Source organism: Wolbachia endosymbiont (group A) of Barypeithes pellucidus (genome assembly GCF_964030885.1).
Classification (GTDB): Bacteria; Pseudomonadota; Alphaproteobacteria; order Rickettsiales; family Anaplasmataceae; genus Wolbachia.
Window position 1 is genome coordinate 580,036 of record NZ_OZ034985.1, and the last position, 20,212, is coordinate 600,247.

At 35.8% G+C, this 20,212-nt stretch carries 17 protein-coding genes and 2 pseudogenes; 10 read left to right on the forward strand and 9 right to left on the reverse strand.

Annotation, left to right across the window (positions count from 1 at the left end):
* The first annotated feature begins 8 nt into the window (after positions 1–8).
* From uvrB to ACQH1X_RS03120, 6 genes are all read left to right on the forward strand, one after another.
* Positions 9–1,916 (forward strand): excinuclease ABC subunit UvrB, encoded by a 1,908-nt coding sequence (gene uvrB / locus ACQH1X_RS03095; RefSeq protein WP_425386515.1) that lies wholly within the window; start codon positions 9–11, stop codon positions 1,914–1,916.
* Positions 1,917–2,110: 194 nt separating this feature from the next.
* A complete protein-coding gene (locus ACQH1X_RS03100) occupies positions 2,111–3,940 on the forward strand; it encodes an ankyrin repeat domain-containing protein (protein WP_425386516.1) in 1,830 nt (609 codons plus the stop codon).
* A 586-nt stretch (positions 3,941–4,526) separates the two neighbouring features.
* Positions 4,527–5,828 (forward strand): hypothetical protein, encoded by a 1,302-nt coding sequence (locus ACQH1X_RS03105; RefSeq protein WP_425386654.1) that lies wholly within the window; start codon positions 4,527–4,529, stop codon positions 5,826–5,828.
* A gap of 273 nt (positions 5,829–6,101) precedes the next feature.
* Positions 6,102–6,296, forward strand: coding sequence for a hypothetical protein (locus tag ACQH1X_RS03110; RefSeq protein ID WP_265027120.1), 195 nt, complete (start codon positions 6,102–6,104; stop codon positions 6,294–6,296).
* A 34-nt stretch (positions 6,297–6,330) separates the two neighbouring features.
* Positions 6,331–7,653, forward strand: a complete 1,323-nt coding sequence (locus tag ACQH1X_RS03115) for a hypothetical protein (protein WP_425386517.1) — start codon at positions 6,331–6,333, stop codon at positions 7,651–7,653.
* Positions 7,654–7,743: 90 nt separating this feature from the next.
* Positions 7,744–9,546, forward strand: coding sequence for a hypothetical protein (locus tag ACQH1X_RS03120; protein WP_425386518.1), 1,803 nt, complete (start codon positions 7,744–7,746; stop codon positions 9,544–9,546).
* Between the two features lie 11 nt (positions 9,547–9,557).
* Here the strand turns inward: ACQH1X_RS03120 and terL are convergent.
* A pseudogene (gene terL, locus ACQH1X_RS03125) lies at positions 9,558–9,935 on the reverse strand (phage terminase large subunit); the annotation flags it as partial.
* 47 nt (positions 9,936–9,982) lie between these two features.
* Here terL and ACQH1X_RS03130 point away from each other — a divergent pair.
* Both ACQH1X_RS03130 and ACQH1X_RS03135 read left to right on the forward strand, forming a co-directional pair.
* Positions 9,983–10,330 (forward strand): IS630 transposase-related protein, encoded by a 348-nt coding sequence (locus ACQH1X_RS03130; RefSeq protein WP_425385784.1) that lies wholly within the window; start codon positions 9,983–9,985, stop codon positions 10,328–10,330.
* 28 nt (positions 10,331–10,358) lie between these two features.
* Positions 10,359–10,841, forward strand: a complete 483-nt coding sequence (locus ACQH1X_RS03135) for an IS630 family transposase (protein ID WP_252154099.1) — start codon at positions 10,359–10,361, stop codon at positions 10,839–10,841.
* Positions 10,842–10,850: 9 nt separating this feature from the next.
* Here the strand turns inward: ACQH1X_RS03135 and ACQH1X_RS03140 are convergent.
* Positions 10,851–11,909, reverse strand: a pseudogene (locus tag ACQH1X_RS03140) (phage terminase large subunit); the annotation flags it as partial.
* 60 nt (positions 11,910–11,969) lie between these two features.
* Between ACQH1X_RS03140 and ACQH1X_RS03145 the strand changes: the two are divergent.
* On the forward strand, positions 11,970–13,088 hold the full coding sequence (locus ACQH1X_RS03145) for an alpha/beta hydrolase family protein (protein WP_425386519.1): 1,119 nt from the start codon (positions 11,970–11,972) through the stop codon (positions 13,086–13,088).
* A 364-nt stretch (positions 13,089–13,452) separates the two neighbouring features.
* On the opposite strand, the gene ACQH1X_RS03150 is transcribed toward ACQH1X_RS03145, so the two are convergent.
* From ACQH1X_RS03150 to ACQH1X_RS03165, 4 genes are all read right to left on the reverse strand, one after another.
* Positions 13,453–14,937, reverse strand: coding sequence for a DegQ family serine endoprotease (locus ACQH1X_RS03150; RefSeq protein WP_425386520.1), 1,485 nt, complete (start codon positions 14,935–14,937; stop codon positions 13,453–13,455).
* Between the two features lie 3 nt (positions 14,938–14,940).
* The gene (hflC, locus tag ACQH1X_RS03155) at positions 14,941–15,813 is read right to left on the reverse strand and encodes a protease modulator HflC (protein ID WP_010962867.1); all 873 of its coding nucleotides are present in this window, start codon (positions 15,811–15,813) and stop codon (positions 14,941–14,943) included.
* 2 nt (positions 15,814–15,815) lie between these two features.
* Positions 15,816–16,850, reverse strand: coding sequence for an FtsH protease activity modulator HflK (gene hflK, locus ACQH1X_RS03160; RefSeq protein ID WP_264687825.1), 1,035 nt, complete (start codon positions 16,848–16,850; stop codon positions 15,816–15,818).
* An 82-nt stretch (positions 16,851–16,932) separates the two neighbouring features.
* Positions 16,933–17,118, reverse strand: a complete 186-nt coding sequence (locus tag ACQH1X_RS03165) for a hypothetical protein (protein ID WP_264329162.1) — start codon at positions 17,116–17,118, stop codon at positions 16,933–16,935.
* A gap of 186 nt (positions 17,119–17,304) precedes the next feature.
* Between ACQH1X_RS03165 and ACQH1X_RS03170 the strand changes: the two genes are divergently transcribed.
* The gene (locus ACQH1X_RS03170; protein WP_425386521.1) at positions 17,305–19,053 is read left to right on the forward strand and encodes an actin-bundling T4SS effector WalE1 family protein; all 1,749 of its coding nucleotides are present in this window, start codon (positions 17,305–17,307) and stop codon (positions 19,051–19,053) included.
* Between the two features lie 163 nt (positions 19,054–19,216).
* Here ACQH1X_RS03170 and ACQH1X_RS03175 read toward each other — a convergent pair whose 3' ends face one another.
* From ACQH1X_RS03175 to ACQH1X_RS03185, 3 genes are all read right to left on the reverse strand, one after another.
* Positions 19,217–19,483, reverse strand: coding sequence for a transposase (locus tag ACQH1X_RS03175; protein WP_425386522.1), 267 nt, complete (start codon positions 19,481–19,483; stop codon positions 19,217–19,219).
* A 25-nt stretch (positions 19,484–19,508) separates the two neighbouring features.
* Positions 19,509–19,640 carry a hypothetical protein gene (locus ACQH1X_RS03180; protein WP_425386277.1) on the reverse strand — a complete coding sequence of 44 codons (132 nt, stop codon included), beginning with the start codon at positions 19,638–19,640 and terminating at the stop codon, positions 19,509–19,511.
* A gap of 114 nt (positions 19,641–19,754) precedes the next feature.
* On the reverse strand, positions 19,755–20,027 hold the full coding sequence (locus ACQH1X_RS03185; RefSeq protein ID WP_265025750.1) for a transposase: 273 nt from the start codon (positions 20,025–20,027) through the stop codon (positions 19,755–19,757).
* Positions 20,028–20,212: the final 185 nt, after the last annotated feature.

Below are 20,212 nucleotides of genomic sequence, written 5' to 3' on the forward strand. Positions count from 1 at the left end.
TAGAACTCATGGAATTTCAAATCACTACACATTTTCAACCAGATGGAGATCAACCACAAGCAATCGATGGCTTAATTGCAGGGCTAAATAGCAATAAAAGAGATCAGGTTTTGCTTGGGGTTACTGGTTCTGGGAAAACTTTTACTATGGCAAATGTTATTGCAAGAACAAATAGGCCTGCATTAATTATGGCACACAATAAAACTTTAGCAGCACAGCTTTATGAGGAAATGAAGGGATTGTTTCCCAATAATGCTGTTGGATACTTCATTTCTTATTATGATTACTACCAGCCCGAAGCCTATTTGCCACAAACTGATACTTATATCGAAAAAGACTCCGCAATCAACGAAAGAATTGACATGCTGCGTTGTTCTGCCGTTTGCTCCCTTTTGGAGCGCAGGGATACGATCGTAGTTGCCAGTGTTTCCTGTATATACGGTCTTGGCTCGCCTGAAAGCTACCTCAGCATGACCATAACGCTTAGTGTTGGAAATGAAATTCGTATTAATGATTTCCTGAGCAACTTAACTGATCTCCAATACAAGCGCTCTGATGCCAGGTTTGAGAGAGGATATTTTAGAGTGCGCGGCGATATTGTTGATATATTTCCTTCCCATTATGAAAGTAAAGCTTGGCGTTTATCGTTATTTGGCGATGAAGTAGAAGAAATTTTTGAAATTGATGCTATGACCGGCAATGTTATCAAACGCATAGATAAAATCACCATTTTTCCAAATAGCTATCACATTACATCACGTGAGACCTTGTTGCAGGCAGCTCAGCTAATCAAAAAAGAGCTGCATGAACGCTTGGATTATTACTACTCGCAAAACAAGATTATTGAAGCAAAGCGCCTCGAGCAACGCACTAATTTTGATATCGAAATGATGAGAACAACAGGAATATGTAAAGGTATTGAAAATTATTCGCGTTATCTCTATGGAATGGAAGCTGGGGATCCACCGCCTACTTTGTTTGAATATTTACCCAAAGACGTAATTTTATTTGTTGATGAGAGTCATGTCACCGTTCCTCAGGTTGGTGCGATGTACAGTGGTAATGAGGCGCGTAAAAAGAAATTGATTGACTATGGCTTCAGGCTCCCTTCCGCTTTTGATAATCGTCCATTAAAATTTGAAGAATGGGAGGAAGTTAGGCCGCAGACTATTTACATTTCAGCCACTCCCGGAAAGTATGAGTTGGCAAAGACCAATAATGTATTTATAGAGCAAGTTATCCGTCCAACAGGGCTTACAGACCCAATCTGCATTGTGAAACCAATAGAGAGTCAAATTGATGATGTAATTCATGAGGCACAAGTGACAATAGGGAAGGGATTTTGTGTTTTGATCACTACATTGACGAAAGAAATGGCTGAAAATTTGGCTGAATATATGAGTGAATTGAATATGAGAGTGAGTTATTTGCATTCTGATATTGGTGCGCTGGAGAGAATAGAAATTATATGTAAATTAAGATCTGAAGAAATCGATGTTCTAGTAGGTGTTAACTTACTGAGGGAAGGTCTTGATATTCCAGAGTGTGGGTTGGTTGCAATTTTGGATGCTGATAAAGAAGGATTTTTGCGATCGGCAACTTCATTAATTCAAACGATCGGTCGTGCTGCACGTAATGCTGAAGGTAGAGTAATTTTATATGCAGATAAAATCACTGGTTCTTTAGATCGTGCATTAAGAGAGACCGAAAGAAGAAGAAAAAAACAAGAAGAACATAATATATTGCACAATATTGTCCCAAAGACTATAATAAAACCTATATCAAACACCTTACAGGAGAGGGCAATAGCAGAACCAAAAGTAAATACTAATAAGGATGATTTTAGAAAGCAAATGATAGAGCATGCTGAAAATTTAGAGTTTGAAGAAGCAGCAAGAATAAAAAAATTATTGTAAGGTTAAGTAATATATGATGCTATGGGCATAGCATGAAAGTGTAAACAACCTGCTATTCTCCTTCTTACTTTAACTCATCTTTTTGAGCCTTTTGACAATATTTTAGAACTGAAGAAGGAAAGGTGTATTTTTTTATTGACTTATCTATATATTACAGTAATCACTGAAGAATTAGTGAGTAATGGTTATAGAATATGCATGGTGGGGTACCAAACAAGGAATCAAATGAAGAATTACGTAACATTTTAGGTCAGTTAGCAAGCAATAGCAATCTATTAGATCCTCCCAATAATATCCAACATATAATGCTTCTTCTAGGAGCAGGAGCTGATCCAAATATACAGAACCAAAATGGAAAAACTCTGTCATATTACTTAGATGAAAAATTACGGGACATTTTAAATGAGTTAGCAAGCAATAGCAATCTATTAAATAATTATGCTTACCATATAAAGTCTCTTCTAGAAGCAGGAGCTGATCCAAATACACGGAACCAAGATAAAAGAACTCTGTTACATTATGCTGCTAAAAATAACTGCCTTCAAGCTATAGAGCTTCTTTTAAAAAAAGGAGCTGATAAAAATATGCAAGATCAAGATGGAAAGACTCCATTTGAATATGTTACTGAACATAATTGCCTTCAAGCTATTAAGAATTGGAGCTATGGTTCAGATAATTTTCGTAAAAATGAAGGGAATGCGACAGATGAAGGTTATGGCTCCGGTGACGATAATCAAACAGTTCCTACTAAAGATAAAGGGAATTTGACAAATAACTCTAGTAATTACCCTAAAAAGCACAATGATGATCAGGCACTTCGTGATGATACAGGGTATAGCTCCGGTGACGATAATCAGATAATTTCTACTGAACCGAGTGATTGTGACCCAGAAGACGAGGATTCGAGCTGTAGTTCAAGTGATTATCTTTTTCTAGAAGACTCACTGTTAGCGAAGCTAGAAATACCATTAACTACAGATGAACAGGAGCTAATTGATAAGTTTTGTGAGAAGATAAGAGGTATAACAGCACAAAATAAACAAGAATCTGAAGAAAATATTCTAGAAAGTATTGAGAAAATAGTAGATGAGTACTTGAAGGAAGGACTAAGATTAAATTCAAGTTGGAGTAATGGTAATGAAAAAGGTGATAAAGAAACTGTAACAAGTTTAATATTTAAAGAAATGGAAGAAGTTATTGCTCAGCTTCGTGTGAATCCACGTTCTTCAACTGCAATGCTTAATACACATGATTATACCGATGAAAGTGATGGCGACGAATATAAAGCTTCAGACATCATCATAAAAAGGATCACAAGTAATTTGTTGTTAAAAGGTGGAATGGGACAAGAATTTCTCTCCGGTGATACCGAGCTTACAAATAAACATTATGACTTTGATTATTTAGATGATCTCAATAAGCAATGTAAGGATAGGAAAGAAGAGCTAATAAGTATAGCATATGAAGGTATTGTAAACAAAAGTAAGCAAACTCATGAGTATGACTTTAAAGCAGAAATAGATAATAGATATTTTTATGTGAAATATTCACAAGATAGTATTATTGAACCTGTGAAAATCTTAAACAATGAGAAAGCTAAAGAGTTAAAATTAAAAGTCGGCATACTTCAAATTGGGGAAAGTATAGTGAGAGTTGAAGGTACAAAAGATGGAAAAAGAAATTGCACAGATGTCTTAAAAGGTAGCATTAAAATGTCTTTTACCACTGAGGTAGGAGAGATTAATATTTATCTAAGTCCTAGTAAGGAAGGTGGTAATAAAATAGAAGTAGAAATTGATGATGAGAGCGAAGCAAGGCTTAACAAGTTAAAAGCTGAGAAGAAAAGTTTAGGGAAAAACTGTCTTTTGGGAGGAAAAAATGTTCTGGAAGCTACAAAAGATAAAGGTTTTAAGAAAAATGGTAATGTACCTACAGAGTCAATCGAGACCACTAAGGATGTTCCATTTACTGATTTTACGCAAGCTTGTTCGCAGCAAATTGACACAAGTGTTAAAGGCAGATAGTGATTATTGGAATAGTGCCACACAATAATAAGCTCACTCAAAATTGTTCCGATTTGGCAGGGTTGTTTTGCCGCACCAAGCGGTATGGCTTTAAGTATGAGTTTTAATGTTCCCAGAAACTCGCCACAGTGGATAGTACAGTATTTACAATGGGTCAAAAAATTAACACCAGTGCTTTCAGGGTCGGGCCCAACCCTACTTAAGTGGCTAAGATATATCTAATGTAGCTTTATCTTTGCTTTCTGACAGTCTTTGTTGATACTCGTTTATCAGCCTTTCAGGCTCGTTCAATACACTCTGAATACAGTATGTTGCACAATGTTATGCCAGAGAGTATAATAAACAAATACTTTACAAGAAAAAGTGGTGGTAGAGGCAAAAGTGAACACTAATAAGAACCAATTTAAGGGAAGCGCATGCTAGAGCTTGAAAAAGCAGCAAGAATATTATTGAAAGGTTAAATGGCGTATGATATACTATATATAGTGTAAAGATATAAATAATCTTATTGACATCTTTACATTAATAGTTCTTAAATGTTTAGTGCTGTAAAATTAAATTATTAAGTTTTATGAAGGGAGTAAAAATGGTAGAAAGCTTTCTAGGTAAGAACAAAGGCAGTAATTTTATTGAAGGGACAAAAACAATGAAAAATTTTTCAGATAATAATAAAAACGGTAGCTCAATCTTCCAAGGAAAAATCAGGGAGCAAGATTTCTCTGCGGAGCAGAAGTTAAATGAACTAAAAGCAGCCGTAGAGGAGCTTTCCAGACAAGATTTACTTAGAAGGCTCGAGTGTGAGCGTCAGGCCTCTAGTTGTATCGATGAAATATCATCTCAAGCAGAGCTACGTATCAAAGATGATGATGAGGGTTACTTCAATTGTGAAAAACCACTCGGAGATTTTTGGAGTTTCTTTGAACCTCTCTTCAACCTTTTTGAAGTAAATGTAGATGATCCGAAAATCTACCAAATGCTTAAGGAGAAGAAAGAAAAAAATTGGCTTCTTTCGATAATTAAGTTTTTGCGTGATAAGCTTAAGGGGTTAATCAAGAAGATTTTTGCACGCGATTTAAGTTTCAATCAGAGGTTGGACAAAGAGATAAAAGAATTGCAGGAGAAATTAGGCAGTGGTGAGTTATCAGAAGAAGAGTTTGCAAGGGCGTTAGAAAGGTTAACTGCATTGCAAGATCTGAAACTCAAGTTACAGCTGGCCGTTGTCGGATGGATTGTTACAATGTTCGCAGAGATGTTTGGAGTTGAGTTGGCGGCTGCGGTAGAGGCATCTACAGAAAAAGAAGATAAAAAAGCAGAAAAAACATCATTAAAGGAAGAAGCAATTAAAGAAGTTCGTAAAGACGTAGAAATAAAAGTGGATGAAAGAGAAAAACCTAAAGTGCCAGTTTCCCTTTTTGAAGTTTCACCCGGATTTGTAAGGCCAATCCCTCTGAGCAAACCAGAGCTTGAAATTGTGTCAGATCCTTTGAAACATCTATTGCGTCTTACTGGGCTTGAAAGAAAATCTCATGAAAATTCACAAAAACCAGAAAAAGTGAACGAAGAGAAAAAAGCGAAGCATGAACCGAAGAAAGAGGTGTGTCCACCGAAACCTGCGGAGCAGCCTGCAGAAAAGACAAATCAACCAAAAAAAAGTAAACAGTTTAAAGCTAGTAAAAGGGATGCAAGAAGACAAGCACGAAATAAACCTCCTACACACAATTATCCAATTGATCATTTTCAAGTTCCATCAGGAACTACTGATAAGTCTAATGCTAGTGCTGATCAGCGTAGTTCTGCAAGTAGTGTTCAAGAAGATCCTAGATCAAAAGTTACTGATGTATTGAATGAACGTGCAGCAAGAGGGAATGGTAATACACCATCGAGATAGCTAGTGTTAGCTACTTATGTGATAAAGAACACTGGATCCCAGTGTCTGGGCACTGGGATGACAAGAAAAAGAGGTACTGGTATGACATTAAAGAGTAGGGATTGATGGCAAAGAGAAATACAGGTGTCATTCCAGCGCGTGACGCTGGAATCTAGAAAACTGAATTTTATGAAAAAGAGTGAATAAAATTTTTTGAAAAAAAATATAAAAAAGTGCTTGCACTTAATTTTATTTTTAGTATATTAATTACATAATATTTTTACTGGGGGCAATATGCATGGTAATAAAGGTTCAGGTTCTGAAAAACGAAGATATGGTGAGAATGATCCACCGGGAGGAGGAAAAATTGATCTAAGTAAAGTAGACCCAAAGAGAATAGATGATTTTAGAGAGAGAATTAAGCGTGAGGAAGAGAGGAGGAAGCAAAATCAATCTAGTGGTCAAGGTAGTGGCAAAAGTGGTAAGTAACAGCAAGTTTATGGTAATTTAAATAGGGGGTGTTATGCCTAATGTAAGCGAAATAAATCAAGAATTAGTAAGGGCCTTTAATATTAATCTTTGTAAAAATGATATTGTCATGACTAATCTTACCGTACAAAATTTACATCGAAATTTTCATAAGGAAGATCATATTGTTATCTCATTTGATAAAAGTATGGGTGCTGATCAATGTATGAAGTATTTGAACGATATGAAGGAAAAAATAGTAGAGGAATTTTGTGAAGATGAGAGTAGTGCTAGTATGTCTTTTAATATAAGTTTTTTTCCTTTTAAATTTAGTAAAAAACAATTGAATAAAGATAGTAAAGGAAGGTATAAGTTTTCGGTGCCAATAGATAAAGATGTAGTTTTTAATTTAAAATGTTGCCTAGCCCATGTACTTGCAAAAGATATAAAGGTGAATATAGGACACGAGTTTGGTATTGGATATGCAGAAGAAAATACCGGCTATGTAAGCTTTGACAGAAAATCTTATCTATATTGTATGCGTTTTAATGATTGGAAACTAAAAGTACGCTTTATTAATTTATTGTCATCGAAAATTGCAAGATACGGAAATGTTCCAATGGACTACTTGGAAATAATTGATAATCGTGTATACATAGAAAAAAGCATTTTTGATAATGTTGAGTTTATTAAGAACATAGTAAAAGACAAAGCATCTTTGATATGTCGTGATTTTGAGATCCCAAGTGCCGAAGATGAAGTTGTTGAGGGTCTAAAATTTTCAATAATTGATTTTATTCGTAGGGTGGGCATACCAGTTGACTCTGTACTTCGTTCTTCCTATTTAGGGAATCATGAAAACTCAATTCTAGTGCCTATTGCAAAAGACGGTAACGTTGATAGGGTTTTAACTAGGAAAGAGGTGAATAATATTAATAATATATTTGATATTAACATATTACGTGATATTGAAGGTTGTACTTCACCACAACACCTACCAGTATTTGGCAGGAGAGGAATATACGGAATAGATTTTGCTAATCAAGAGATTTCTTATTGTGTGCTGAATAAAATCATGGAAAACTCTGTAATCAACAAAGACCATGAACTGTCCATTGACCCTGAGCTTCGTTTGCAAGCATTGTCGCCTGCACAGTCGCCACTCAATTCTCCTACACATGCAGGACCGAGTGGACTAAGAACACCGCCCAACCAAAGAAACAGAGATAGTGGTTATGATAGTAATTCACCTCCGAAACCTAAGGATTCTGTTGCACCTTCTACAAGTGGTGGCCCAAGATCATCGGTTGAGCAATCACGGGCACAGGGGTTTCCCACGCGGAGTCAGGATGGAGCATTAGAGGATTCTCCCAGGTGAGGGTCAGAGCAAGGATCAGAAACGGAAAAAGAAGGTCTGCTACTGCACAATCATGTAAATTTAGCTGGAACGAGTAAAGGATTTCCGCCATTGCCGCAGCTGAATTCTATTGCAGTTAGTTATGGTGTTTCATGGCCATCTAAATCAGGGGGAAATCTAGGTGCTGCAGCAGCTAGTGGTAGTATCCCAGGACCCTTGTTATGGTCACAGAGTGAACCTTCATCATCGAGAGGCGCTGGTGAAAATATGCCAACAGGGAGTAGTTCTTGGTGTTTGCCACCATCGACTTCTTCTCTTACGACAAGGAATGATCCAATATCCTCAAATCTTGGGATTTTTGCAGATCCTCCAGAAGATACGGAGAACATTTGTAGCATGGAAGAAAAACAGCAAGTTACTAAGGAAAAGGAAGAAGAAAAGTTGTCTAAAGCATTGCTTTATACATTGAACTTAATGAATTATACTCTTGATGGTGTTTATACTAACTTTTTTGCAAAAGATGGGAAAATTGTTAGTTTACTCCATGATAATGTTGATAGAGAGAAATATTTACAGGAGGTAAAAGCTTCTATAATAGAAAAGTATTGTGAAACTGAGGAAAAAGCAAGAGAACTTTACGATCTGGATGAGTTTCCATTTAAACTTAATTGTGAAGAAAAACAAGGAAAAACAGTTGTTGCTAATATAAGTAGTGGTGCTTTATCTAACTTAAAAATCCTTTTTAGTCAGAAGTTTGGGAAAAACGTAGATGCTATTGACATTAGTGCCGTTAAAAAGGTAGAGAAACGTGAAAAGGACGAATGGGTAGATTACCAGCTATCTAAGGGCGATTCTCTTGAAGAAGCATGTAAGGGTTGTTTTCCTGATGAAGGGGCAATGAAAATAATTCCAATTGCATTTGAAGGAGGTGAATACGTGCTTGACCGTAGTCGTGACACTTGTGAAGTAAACTTGTTGTTCAAAGAGCAATTACGACGGTTTAGGGGTACATCATTGGAAAAGCGTAAGTCTTCTAATAAACCTCTTACCGAGGAAGAAAAAAACTTGTTTAAAGAATTGCTTTATGCGTTTAACTACAGTAATAATAATTTCGACCTTCCTGATACTAACTTTATTGTAAAAAATGGGAAGATTGCTAGTTTAATTCCTGATAGTGTTAATGTAAAAGAATATTTACAGGAGGTAAGAGATAAGACGAAAGAAGAGTATTGTAAAGATAAGAAAGAAGCCTATGATCTAGATGAGTTTCCATTTAAATTTCTTTCTAATTGTGAGAAAAACCAAGAAACAACAGTTGTTGCTAATATAAGTCGTGGTGCCTTATTTAACTTAGAAAAACTTTTTATTTATGGGTATGAGGAAGAAGTGAAAATAGAAAAGATCGACATTAACATTATCAAAGAGGCAGTGAAATCTAAAAAGGACAGATTGGTAGATCTCAAGGTGAAGAAAGGAATAGAAAGAGAAGGAGGATATTACAATAGGATAAAACATCGCGAAGCAGCTACAGCCTGTTATCCCGATGAAAACGCATTAGAAGATATTCCAATTATAAAAGACAAAGGTGGATACTGCCTTGACCGTACTTTTAACGATTGGGAAACAAAGTTGCCTTTGAAAGAGCAACAGTGTACTAAAGGTACATCAGTAGCTAAAAAGGGGAAGCTCGAAGATAATAAAGACAGCGGTTATTCTTCCGGGTTCGTAACTGATGCTGAAAACGTAAGCTCTAAAGCTGAGGCAACAACAAGTGGTTATGAGTCTATGGATTGTGAGAATACTAGAGGAGGATCGCCAAAACGTACTCTAGAATTAAGTGTGGAAAATTTGAGAATATCCACAAAACTGGATGCTACTAAGGCCGAGCAGCACTCTCCCCATAAAAAAATTTAGAAGCAATTGATCTAATCCACTGCTCTCAGCCACCTAAGCGTTTTATTAGGGTTGGGGCCAAAGCCCCTGACCCTGGGGATGCTGTCGGTGGTTTTTCTTGTCCATTGTAAATATTGTACTGTACTGTCCACCTGATCATCATAACGGGCTTCTGGGAACATTAAAATCTCATACTCAAAATCATTGAGCCATACCGCTTGCTGTGGCAGAAAACCCCTGCCAGACTCTATAGTCGGAACAATTTGATAAAATCGAGTGAGTTTGTCATTGTGTGGCACTATTTCGATAATCGGTAGATCGCTATTTGCCTTTAGCTCTTGTGTTAATTGCTGACCACTTGTTTTTGCTTCGATCAAAATTGCATGTGGTGCCCATCTTGCAGCTATAGTATTTCCCAAAGTAAATGATAAAGGTATAATAAGGTATTTGGGTTATAATGGCGTATAGTGTGGATTTAAGAGAAAAGGCAATATCGATGATAGGAAAAGGGAAGAAGAAGGTTGAGGTGGCAGAGCTTCTGGAGATAGGAATAGCAACTTTGTACCGCTGGTTAAAAAAGAAAGCTGCTGGTGAAAGCCTCAAGCCATCTAAAAACGGCAGCTTTATTCGAAAAATAGACCCAAAAATACTCGAAGAATATGTTACAAAGAATCCAGATCATACTCTGGCAGAGATGAAACAAAATCTTGGATTTGGAATAAATTCAATTTGGTATAGACTAAAACAGCTAAAAATTACTTTAAAAAAAAGTCACACTATATCAAGAGCGCAATCAAGAAGATAGGCAGCAGTTTATTGATAAAATCTCAAAAATAGACCATTCCAGCATCTTATATATAGATGAAGCAGGAGTTGATAATAAATTATACCGAGAATATGGACGTGCTCCAAGAGGAAAGAAAATTTATGCAGATATTCCAGGGAGAACTCGAGAGAGAATCAGTATAGTAGCCGGGTGGATTGGAATGAGATTTATTGCACCAATGACTTTCAAAGGTGGGTGTGACAAAGAGGTATTCAATATATGGTTGGAGAAGATGTTATTACCTAAATTGCCACTTGGCACAACCATAGTTATGGATAATGCTACATTTCATAAGACCACTAAAACAAAATCATTAATAGAGTCTTTTGGCTGTCATGTGCTGTATCTTCCAACATATTCACCAGATTTGAATCCCATAGAACACTGTTGGCATACCATCAAAAGCCGCCTCAGACCTCTAATGTATAAATGTACAGACTTACAACTTTTGGTTGGTAATACCATAATGGAAATTTATCATTCATTTTAGAAAATACTATAGTGACAGAACTTGCTCTTTAAGCTTTGGATACTCAAGCTTTGCTCGATATACATCAAGTAAATAGAATTTATTATCTATTTTTGCCCAGGTGGTGCAGACGCTAAAGTCGCTGGAATCGTTTGTTGAAACTGCAGTGTCCCAGCTTTGCGTTACATGTGAGGGATTATCAGGGAAATTTTTATAGCGCTTTAGCCACTCTTGTTTAATTATACCGCTTGAAAGCGGCAGGGGGTTTTGTTGATATTGAGCAGCAAAAGCGTAACTCCCGAGTTCAACTTTTATCATCTCAACTTCTTCTCTTCCTCCCTCCAGGGGATATAATAACTCATTCTCTTCTCTTGAGTATAAACCTTTTTCTTGTGTCGTAATTGAGTCGATTATCTCCACTTTTTCAGAAATCATTGGCAAACAAATGTGATGCCATATGTTTTTTTGCTTGGATAAGAGGTGCCCAGTTAAGTCTTCCAGGTGCAGCCTGTGCATAACAAGCACAATTACTCCTTTTTTTCTATCGTTGAGCCTCGTTACCAAAGTCTGATCGAACCAGTTTGTGGCACGCTTTCTAAACGTTTCACTCAAAGCTTGAGCAGGGTTAAGCGGATCATCCACGATGATGAAATCTCCACCTTCACCGGTTAACGTCCCTCCAACTGATGTTGCGATTCTAAATCCTCTCTGCACTGTTTGGAATTTATATTTAGTGTTCTGGTCTTTGGATAATTTTACCTCTGGAAACAGCTCTTTATACCAATCAGATTGCATTATGCACCTGGTGTCAAGCGAGTGCTTTTCGCTGAGCAGCCGAGAATAACTTGCAACTATTATTCTTGCAGTTGGCTGATTTCCCAGTATCCATGCGGGCCACGTAACACTTACACATATGGACTTCATTGAATGCGGAGGCATATTGAATATTATGCGCCTTACTTCGCCAGCATTCGCTGCTTTCAGCCTGTCTTCTATGACTTTTATGTACTGATAATCATTATACTCACATCCCGGCACCACCGTTTGAAAGCACAGTTCAATGAATTTTAAAAAGTTGATTTTATTCATGAGGATTGACTCTTTTAAAGATTTTATGTATTATGAAATTGATGTAGTGAGAATTAAGGTATGACAGCAACGGAAAGAATAAACACTAAGGAAGAGTTCATAAAAACTCGAAATGGGATAAAAATCCAGACAATAACGCTTCCTGGTAAAAATATAGATCAAAACAATAATCAAAGTGAAAAACATCTAATATATTTTATTGGCGGGAATAGAGCGTTAAAATCTAGCAAAGATTATACCCAAAACTGGGATTGGGCTACAGATCAAGGTATTACTGTCCATCTCTTTAATTATCATGGACTTGGCTTAAGTAGAAACAGCTCATTGATACGTAGCAATAGAGTTAAATCTGGTATAGCAGTTGTAACTAACTTATTGGAAAAAGGTATAAAACCAGATGATATCATATTGTTCGGAGACTGCCTGGGTGGACATGTAACTGCAGAGGTTCATAAAAATTTTAAAGATAAGGATATACATTTGAGATGTATCGTTAGCAATGCTGCTAGTTCACTCAAACAAGCGTCTCTTTATTATTTTTGGTTCATAGCGAAATTAAAAATTTTTCTTGCTCCGATAATCAAATTAGTACTAAAGATTTTTGGTTGCCATTGGAAAACACACAAAATTATCAATGCAATTACTCCTTACATGATGTACTTCAATCGAGAGGGAGACAAGACGATTAAACAACCAGCGCAGCTTGCGACAAAAATAGAAAGAATAGAGCAAAACGGTAGAGGGAAAGATTACCAAAAAAAAGAAATCTTTGAAGATTTTGAGGAATATGAAGAATTTTTCAAGCAACATACAATATTAAGAAGGAATGATGAATGTATTGATCCTAAAAAAGCTGATAAAGATGTACACAAATTGCCAATTACATGTTTAAAATCTTACAATGAAGTTGGTTACACTTTTCCTGAGTTGATTCGTTTATATATTCAAAGGACAGATGAATATTTTGCTAAACATGGTTCACTAAATGATGAGAAGAAAGTTGAAGAGTTTAGAAGAAGTAAATTTTATGAAGATTTTTCTGGCTATACAAATTCAGAGAACTTCTTGCATAACCACGCTCACCCTTCGGGGTCATTCCAGCGCGTGAAGCTGGAATGGCTTTGTTGCATCGCTACTTATGAAAGGCTAACTATAGTTAGGATTATAAGCAACCTATAGAAAATCTTGTTTTTTTGCAATCAATCTGATCAAATTTAAGAATAGTAATTTATTATTTACATTAATAAATTTAATTCTATTGAAAATAGCTAAAGCATTGAAATTCTTGAATTTTAGCCGGATTAGTGAGTGGTAGTGAAATTTCTTTTACTCAAATTTAGGTATTCACTGACCGTTCTTGTTATAAATACCAGAATAATAAGCTACTGATATTCTCTATCTTTTTTATCTTTAATCCATCATAGCTAGCGATGCAACAAAGCCAGCTGGAATCTAGAAAAAAAGAAGATAGATCCCAGTGTTGAGCACTGGGGTGACAGGAAGTAACGCAAAATGTTGCCTTACAGAATAATCTGCAAGCCAGCTATTTCTTTAACTTTATTGAAGTAAAAAACTGATTTCCATTGCGGTAAATGAGCAACATTATTGAATCTTTACCGTTTTTCTTTACTGCTGAATCAACTTGTTTTTGAAAATCATTAGTATTTTCTATATCGGTTCCATCTAATTGGGTAATAATGTCTCCTTTTTTAATACCACGCAGCGTGGCATTACTGTTACTATCTACATTAATAACTATCACACCTTTTGTAGGATTACTTTCTTTTGATTCTTTTGGCAGGTTTGAAACAGTTAAACCAGTTATGTAATCGGATGTTGATTTATTTTCTTCTTGATTATTACCTTGACCATCATTTGCAGATTCTTCAATCACAACCTTAATATTGACCTCTTTGCCCTTTCTAAGTAACTTAATTTGTACTTTTTTTCCAGGTTCAGTTCTTGAAACCATTTGAGGCAGTTGTGTCATTCTATCAATTTTTTTATCATCAAATTCTAATAATATGTCACCCACCTTAATTCCACCTTTTTCTGCAGGGCTATCCTTTACTATACTTGCAACCAGTGCACCTTTTGTATCTTTTAAACCCAAAGACTCAGCAAATTCTTTCGTTATAGGCTGAACTTGCACACCAAGCCAACCATGTTTTATTTTTTTGCCACTTTTTAATGTGTCAATAATTGACATAGCTAAATTAGATGGTATAGCAAAGCCTATACCCACGTTACCGCCAGACTCAGATGGGGAATAGATAGCGGTGTTAATGCCTATAACTTTTCCATTTAAATCAAATAATGGCCCTCCAGAGTTGCCTCTATTAATTGCAGCATCAGTTTGAATAAATTCATTCATAGTGCCGATACTAATGTCTCTGGACCTTGCAGATATAATTCCTGTGCTTACAGAGCTACCCAAACCAAATGGGTTACCTATTGCAATAACTGTATCGCCAACCCTTGCTGTATCAGAATTACCAAATGCAACAAAAGGAAGATCTTTATTAGAATGAACCTTAAGCACAGCAAGATCAGTTCTTGCATCATAGCCTAAAACTTCTGCTTTGAAATAAGTATTATCGTTCATAGTAACTGTGATATCTTGGGCGTTTTTAATAACGTGATAATTGGTTACTATAGTTCCACCTTTATCTATAATAAACCCAGAACCAAGCAACACCACCTCTCTGTTAACACTAGGGCCCCTATCCATAAAAAACTGATCAAAATGCTCAAAAAATTCTCTAAAATCATCAAAGAAATTATTTCTTGGCATAAAAGGGATTTTAGTTCTATTGTTACTTTCTTGTTTGATTATTTGTTCGCTTGAAATATTTACAACCGCAGGAATGAGTTCTTCCACTAAATCGGCAAGTCCTTGATTACAGTTACATGCAGTAGTGCTAGCATCAACGACCTTTTTTGCATTCCAATCAAACATATTAGCGTATGAAGAAAACGCAATTAGAAAATATGCAAATATAGATAAAATAAATGCCTTACTTTTCATAAATTATTTCCATCCTTTGTTTAAAATATCTAAAAAGTTATTGTTTGGTGAAAGTACAAATTTAGTATTATTTTCGGCAAATGATTTACTGTAAGCGCTCATAGAGCGATAAAAGTTAAAAAACTCTTCATCAACCTTAAATGCCTCATTATAAATTCTAGTTGCTTCAGCATAACCACGGCCCCTTATTTCATATGATTCTTTTACTGCACTGGAGATAATTTCCCTTTTTAATTTATCAGCTTTTGATCTAACTTCCTGCCCAGCTTGCTCTCCTTCTGCTCTAATTTCTTTTGCTTCTTTTTCCCTTTCAGTTTGCATACGGCGAAATATTGCAGAACTATTTTCTTCTGGTAAATCTGCTCTCTTAATTCTTACGTCTATTATTTCTATGCCAAATTTTTCAGCTTCAGAATAAACTCCACGCTGAATCAATTGCATAACCTCTGATCTTTTTTCGTTCAACAAACTAATCAACGAAAATCTGCCTATATTTTCTCTTATGTGTGCTTCTATAACCGGATACAATCTTCTAACCAGCCCTGATTCATTCCTCACAGCCTGGTAAAAAGTAACAGGATTTGTTATTTTATATTTTGCATACGCATCTACTATAATACGTTTTTGATCCGCTGTTATCACTTCCCTTGGGATCTTATCAGGACTTAAATCTAAAACTCTTTTATCAAGAAACTCTACACTGTTTATGAATGGTAACTTAAAATATAAGCCACTTTCCCTAACATCTCTTACAACTTTACCGAGTTGTATAACTATCGCTTGCTTTGTTTCTTGCACAACAAATATTGAATTAAATAAAACAATCAATAAAACAACAAATACAGAAACAAAAACAATTTTAATATTACTACTCATGGTTATTTCCCTAAATTTGTAAGAGGTAAATAAGAAAACATACCTTTCAGATCATCAGTTACAACAACTTTGTCTACCTTACTGAAAATATTTTCCATAGTTTCAAGATAAATACGATTCTTAACGAGAGAAGGATTCTGTCTATATTCCTCATAAAGAGATAAAAAGCGATTTGCATTACCTTTTGCTTCATTTATTACTTCATTCTCATATGCCTCTGCATCTAATTTTATCTTTATCGCTTCACCCTTTGCTCGAGGTATAATATCGTTATTATAAGCATATGCTTCGTTTATAGTACGCTCTTTGTCTGCACGAGCACTTTGTACATCTCTAAACGAACTGATTACTTTTTCTGGTGGATCAATTTTTTTCATTTGAACAGATAAAATCTCTATGCCCATTTGGTATCCATCAAGAATCTGCTGCAATAGAATTCTAGTATCTCTAGAAATTTCTGGTCTGCCTTGACCAAGTGCAAAAGAGATCGTGTTTTTACCTATTATTTCTCTCATGGCACTTTCAGCAGCATTTTTAACACTGAAACCGGGTTTGTAATCCCGCACTTTGAATAAATAGTCCTTAGCATCTCTAACGCGCCACTGAACCTCGAAGTTAACGTTGACTATATTTTCATCTCCAGTTAGCATCACACCTTCACCGCGATCTGTGTCTCGCCCATAAGAATTACTTACCCCAATTTCTTCACGATTTACTTCCTTAACATTCACTTTAAAAACCTTGCCAATAGGGTAGGGGAAGTGATAACGCAAACCAGGTGTTTCTGTATTAGAATATTTACCAAAGGTAAGTTCTATACTTTCCTCACTAGGATGGACAATATAAAAGCCAGTGCAAGCATAGAACAGTAAAATAATGAAAATGATGAAATAAGGTTTTTTGCCCCTGTTTCTGGTTAATCCATTAAGAAAGAATCTTACATCAGATACAGCTTTACTTAAAATATCTTCATTATTAGGAGTTTTGTTCCCTACCGGTTTCTTTCCCAGATTCCAAGGATTATTCTCATCAAACATAATGATTGATTCTATAATTAATACGCTAATATTACTTCTTTAATAAGAAAATGCAAACATAAATTGCTATTTTATTTACAAATTAATCATCAGGATGGAAAACATGATCGTACACTTCCTTTTCTCTATGTAGTATGGTCGACTCTATAGAATTTTCTGGCTTTTTTTTGAATTCTTTGTTGTCACTCTTTAAGTGCACTACGTCTTCGTGAAAATGGGAATTATACCTAAATAGTAAAGCTATTATTATTAAAGTTATAACAGCCAAAAAGATGAGTGCCCTTTTTATGCACCTCATAAATACTCCGGCTTCTTGACCTAATTTTCTACGCTTCCGAAAAACATGTCAAGCAGAATTATTCAAAGACAAATGAACATTAACAGTCAAATTAACACTAACTTAAGAATCGAGGGTGTACAATATGAATATATTTAATTAATAGTGAGGTTTAAAATGTTAGCCAGTGAACAAACAAATTCAAGTCCTGTTAAAAAAAATTCTCCTTTCATGGAAACTGTGCAGGATAAACTAAAAGATATAAAAAATTTCTCTAATTGGTCTGCAAAAGAGCAAATGATTGCAGTAGGTGCAGTAGGTGTGATGGTTGGTGCATTACTTCCATTTGTGGCAGTTGCTTTACCGGTTGCTGCAACAGGTGCAATAGTTGCCCTAACTCTATTTTTTGCTTATAAAGCAGTTGAATACACATTCAAAGGGCTCAAATGGTCAGCTGAAAAGACAGTTGATGGGGCGAAATATACTGCTGGGAAAGTTAAGGACGCGTCAGTATATACTGCAGAAAAAGCAAGAGAAGGTTATTATTCAGTAAAAGAAGCTGTAAGTTCTGTGGGACAGGCAACAAGAGAGGGAACTAGTTCTGCATTAAGAGCAATGGGGGATGGCGTTCAAAAATTTGGGAGAAAGATGAGTAATGGTGGTGCGAGCATGTCTAGTTTGGATGCCATCCCATATTCAATAGGTAACGAAGGTCAAACTGTTGTTTTGAAAACAGAAGAAAAAACAAGGAATTTCAATAGTGTAAAGGAGATGTTTATTAAGGAAGTTCTTGAAGACAAAGCCGTGAATAACTCTGCTTTAACTAAGGAAATATTTTCTAAGTTGGGAGAAAAAATATTAGAGAAAGCTTATTCTGTTGATGGTCAACAAAGTGTCAAAAAGGACCAGTTGATCAACCGGTTGAAACAGCAAGTAGATTTTGTCAATAAATTGGACGCTAAGAAGTTGCAAAATTTATTATCAGATAATAACAGTCTTTATGAAATTTTCTCTGAACATCACGATAAAATTAAGAGGATTATTGGAGAATGTAAAAGAGAATACGAATTTTATCAATCTGTGGGGCGTAACAACGCAAAAGACGCAGAAGAAAGAAAAGCTAGCAAGTCTTCTTCATTCTCGCCAGTCTTTTCACTGGGAAGAAAAGACTCTACACAATCAACTAGCAGCTTGTCAAAAAGCAGTTCACTAGACTCTGTAAGAACTGAAAGTACTGCTAGCAGCGAAGCGGAATTGTTAAATCCTGCGGAGCATAAAGAAGTAGAAACAACTTCTTCACTTAGAAACAAGTTGTCATCGTTGTTCAAGGATGGCAAGAAATCAGAACAGACTACTGAAGTTAAATATCAAGATCTTTCTGAACCAGACACGTCATCTAGACGAGTAGGGGAGAGCACTTTTTACGTTGCTCCACCGAAGCCACCAAGGAGCAATTCACTAAATTCTATAGGAACTGAAAGTACTGTTACTGTCTCTGATTCAGATTCTCAGGACTTTGTAACAGTAGATCCTAATCGTCTTAGAAGAAGCAGTTCATCTAGTAGCTTAGGTGGTAGTTCTTCTAAGCTTACTCCAGTTGATCCACCAAAGGTGCCTGGAATTCCCTCTCTGAACTCTTTAAATGATGGAATTGGGGCAGCAATGGAGAAAAACTTAGAAGAATTTAGTTCAAGTGCTAAAACTGAATCTACACAGAGTTCTTTGAGTAATCGTAATGGTTCTGATAGTGGATTCAATTCACCAACTTCCTCTCCAACACACACAATGTTTACTAACGAAGATGGCAAGGCAAAAACCCAAGCTGACTTAAAAAAGACAGGTTATCTGAATAAACTGGTGGGACAGCCTTCTACGAAAGTAGGTGAAAATAGCGTTCATCATCCTGCAAGTGTGAAAACGAAATAAATAAAACTACTTACTTTCTCTAAAAGGATGTTACTCGTTGAGTAACATCCTTTTTTGTTTTTTCTAACTGAAGGTTTGACCATAGAAATTTTCTATAGCTAGTACAGCTCTACGTCATACCGCCGCGGTATCTCGGCATAGATTCCGCTAACTATAGTAGTTTCTAAAATGAATGATAAATTTCCATTATGGTATTACCAACTAAAAGCTGCAAGTCTGTATAGTGGTGCATTAGAGGTCTGAGGCGACTTTTGATGGTATGCCAATAGTGTTCTATAGGATTCAAATCTGGTAAATATGCTGGAAGGTACAACAAATGACAGCCAAAAGACTCTATTAATGACTTTGTTTTAGGAGTCTTATGAAATGTAGCATTATCCATAACTATAGTTGTACCACGCTTTAACTGTGGCAGTAATATCTCACGCATTAAATACTTCTTTCTCCCGTGAAAGTTATTGGTGCAATGAACTTCTCATCCGCCTATTATACTTACTCTCTCTCGCTTTTTTCCAGAGCATATATTTTTTCTCCTTTTGGAGCTCGTCCATATTCTCGGTATAATCTATTATCAACTCCTGCTTCATCTATATATAAAATGCTAGAGTGGTCTATTTTTGAGATTTTATCGGTAAAGCGCTGCCTATCTTCTTGACTACGTTCTGTGACTTTTTTTTAAGGTTATTTTTAGCTGTTTTAACCTATACCAAATTGAATTTATTCCAAATCCTAGATTTTGTTTCATTTCTGCTAGCTGGGTGTTTTTTGACATATTCTTTGAGTACTTCTGGATCTATTTTTCGAATAAAACTTCCATTCTTTCCTGCCTCCAGGCTCTCACCGTTTCCTTTCTTTTTCAGCCATCTGTACAAGGTTGCAATTCCTATTTCTAGAAGATCTGCTACTTCAGATTTTGACTTCCCTCTTTCCACCAAAGAGATAGCTTTCTCCCTTAAGTCTACACTGTATGCCATTACTTACCTCATATTTCATTAATTCCATATTATACCTTTATCATTTGTTTTGGGAAATACTATAGTAGCGGAATGACGAATTTGTCGTTTTTTAAATTGTCGGTAAATCTAAGTCAGTTTAGCTATAGAATGAAACAAAGATGGTATGAATTCCTCTATGGCCATTTTGATATAGATTTGAGAGC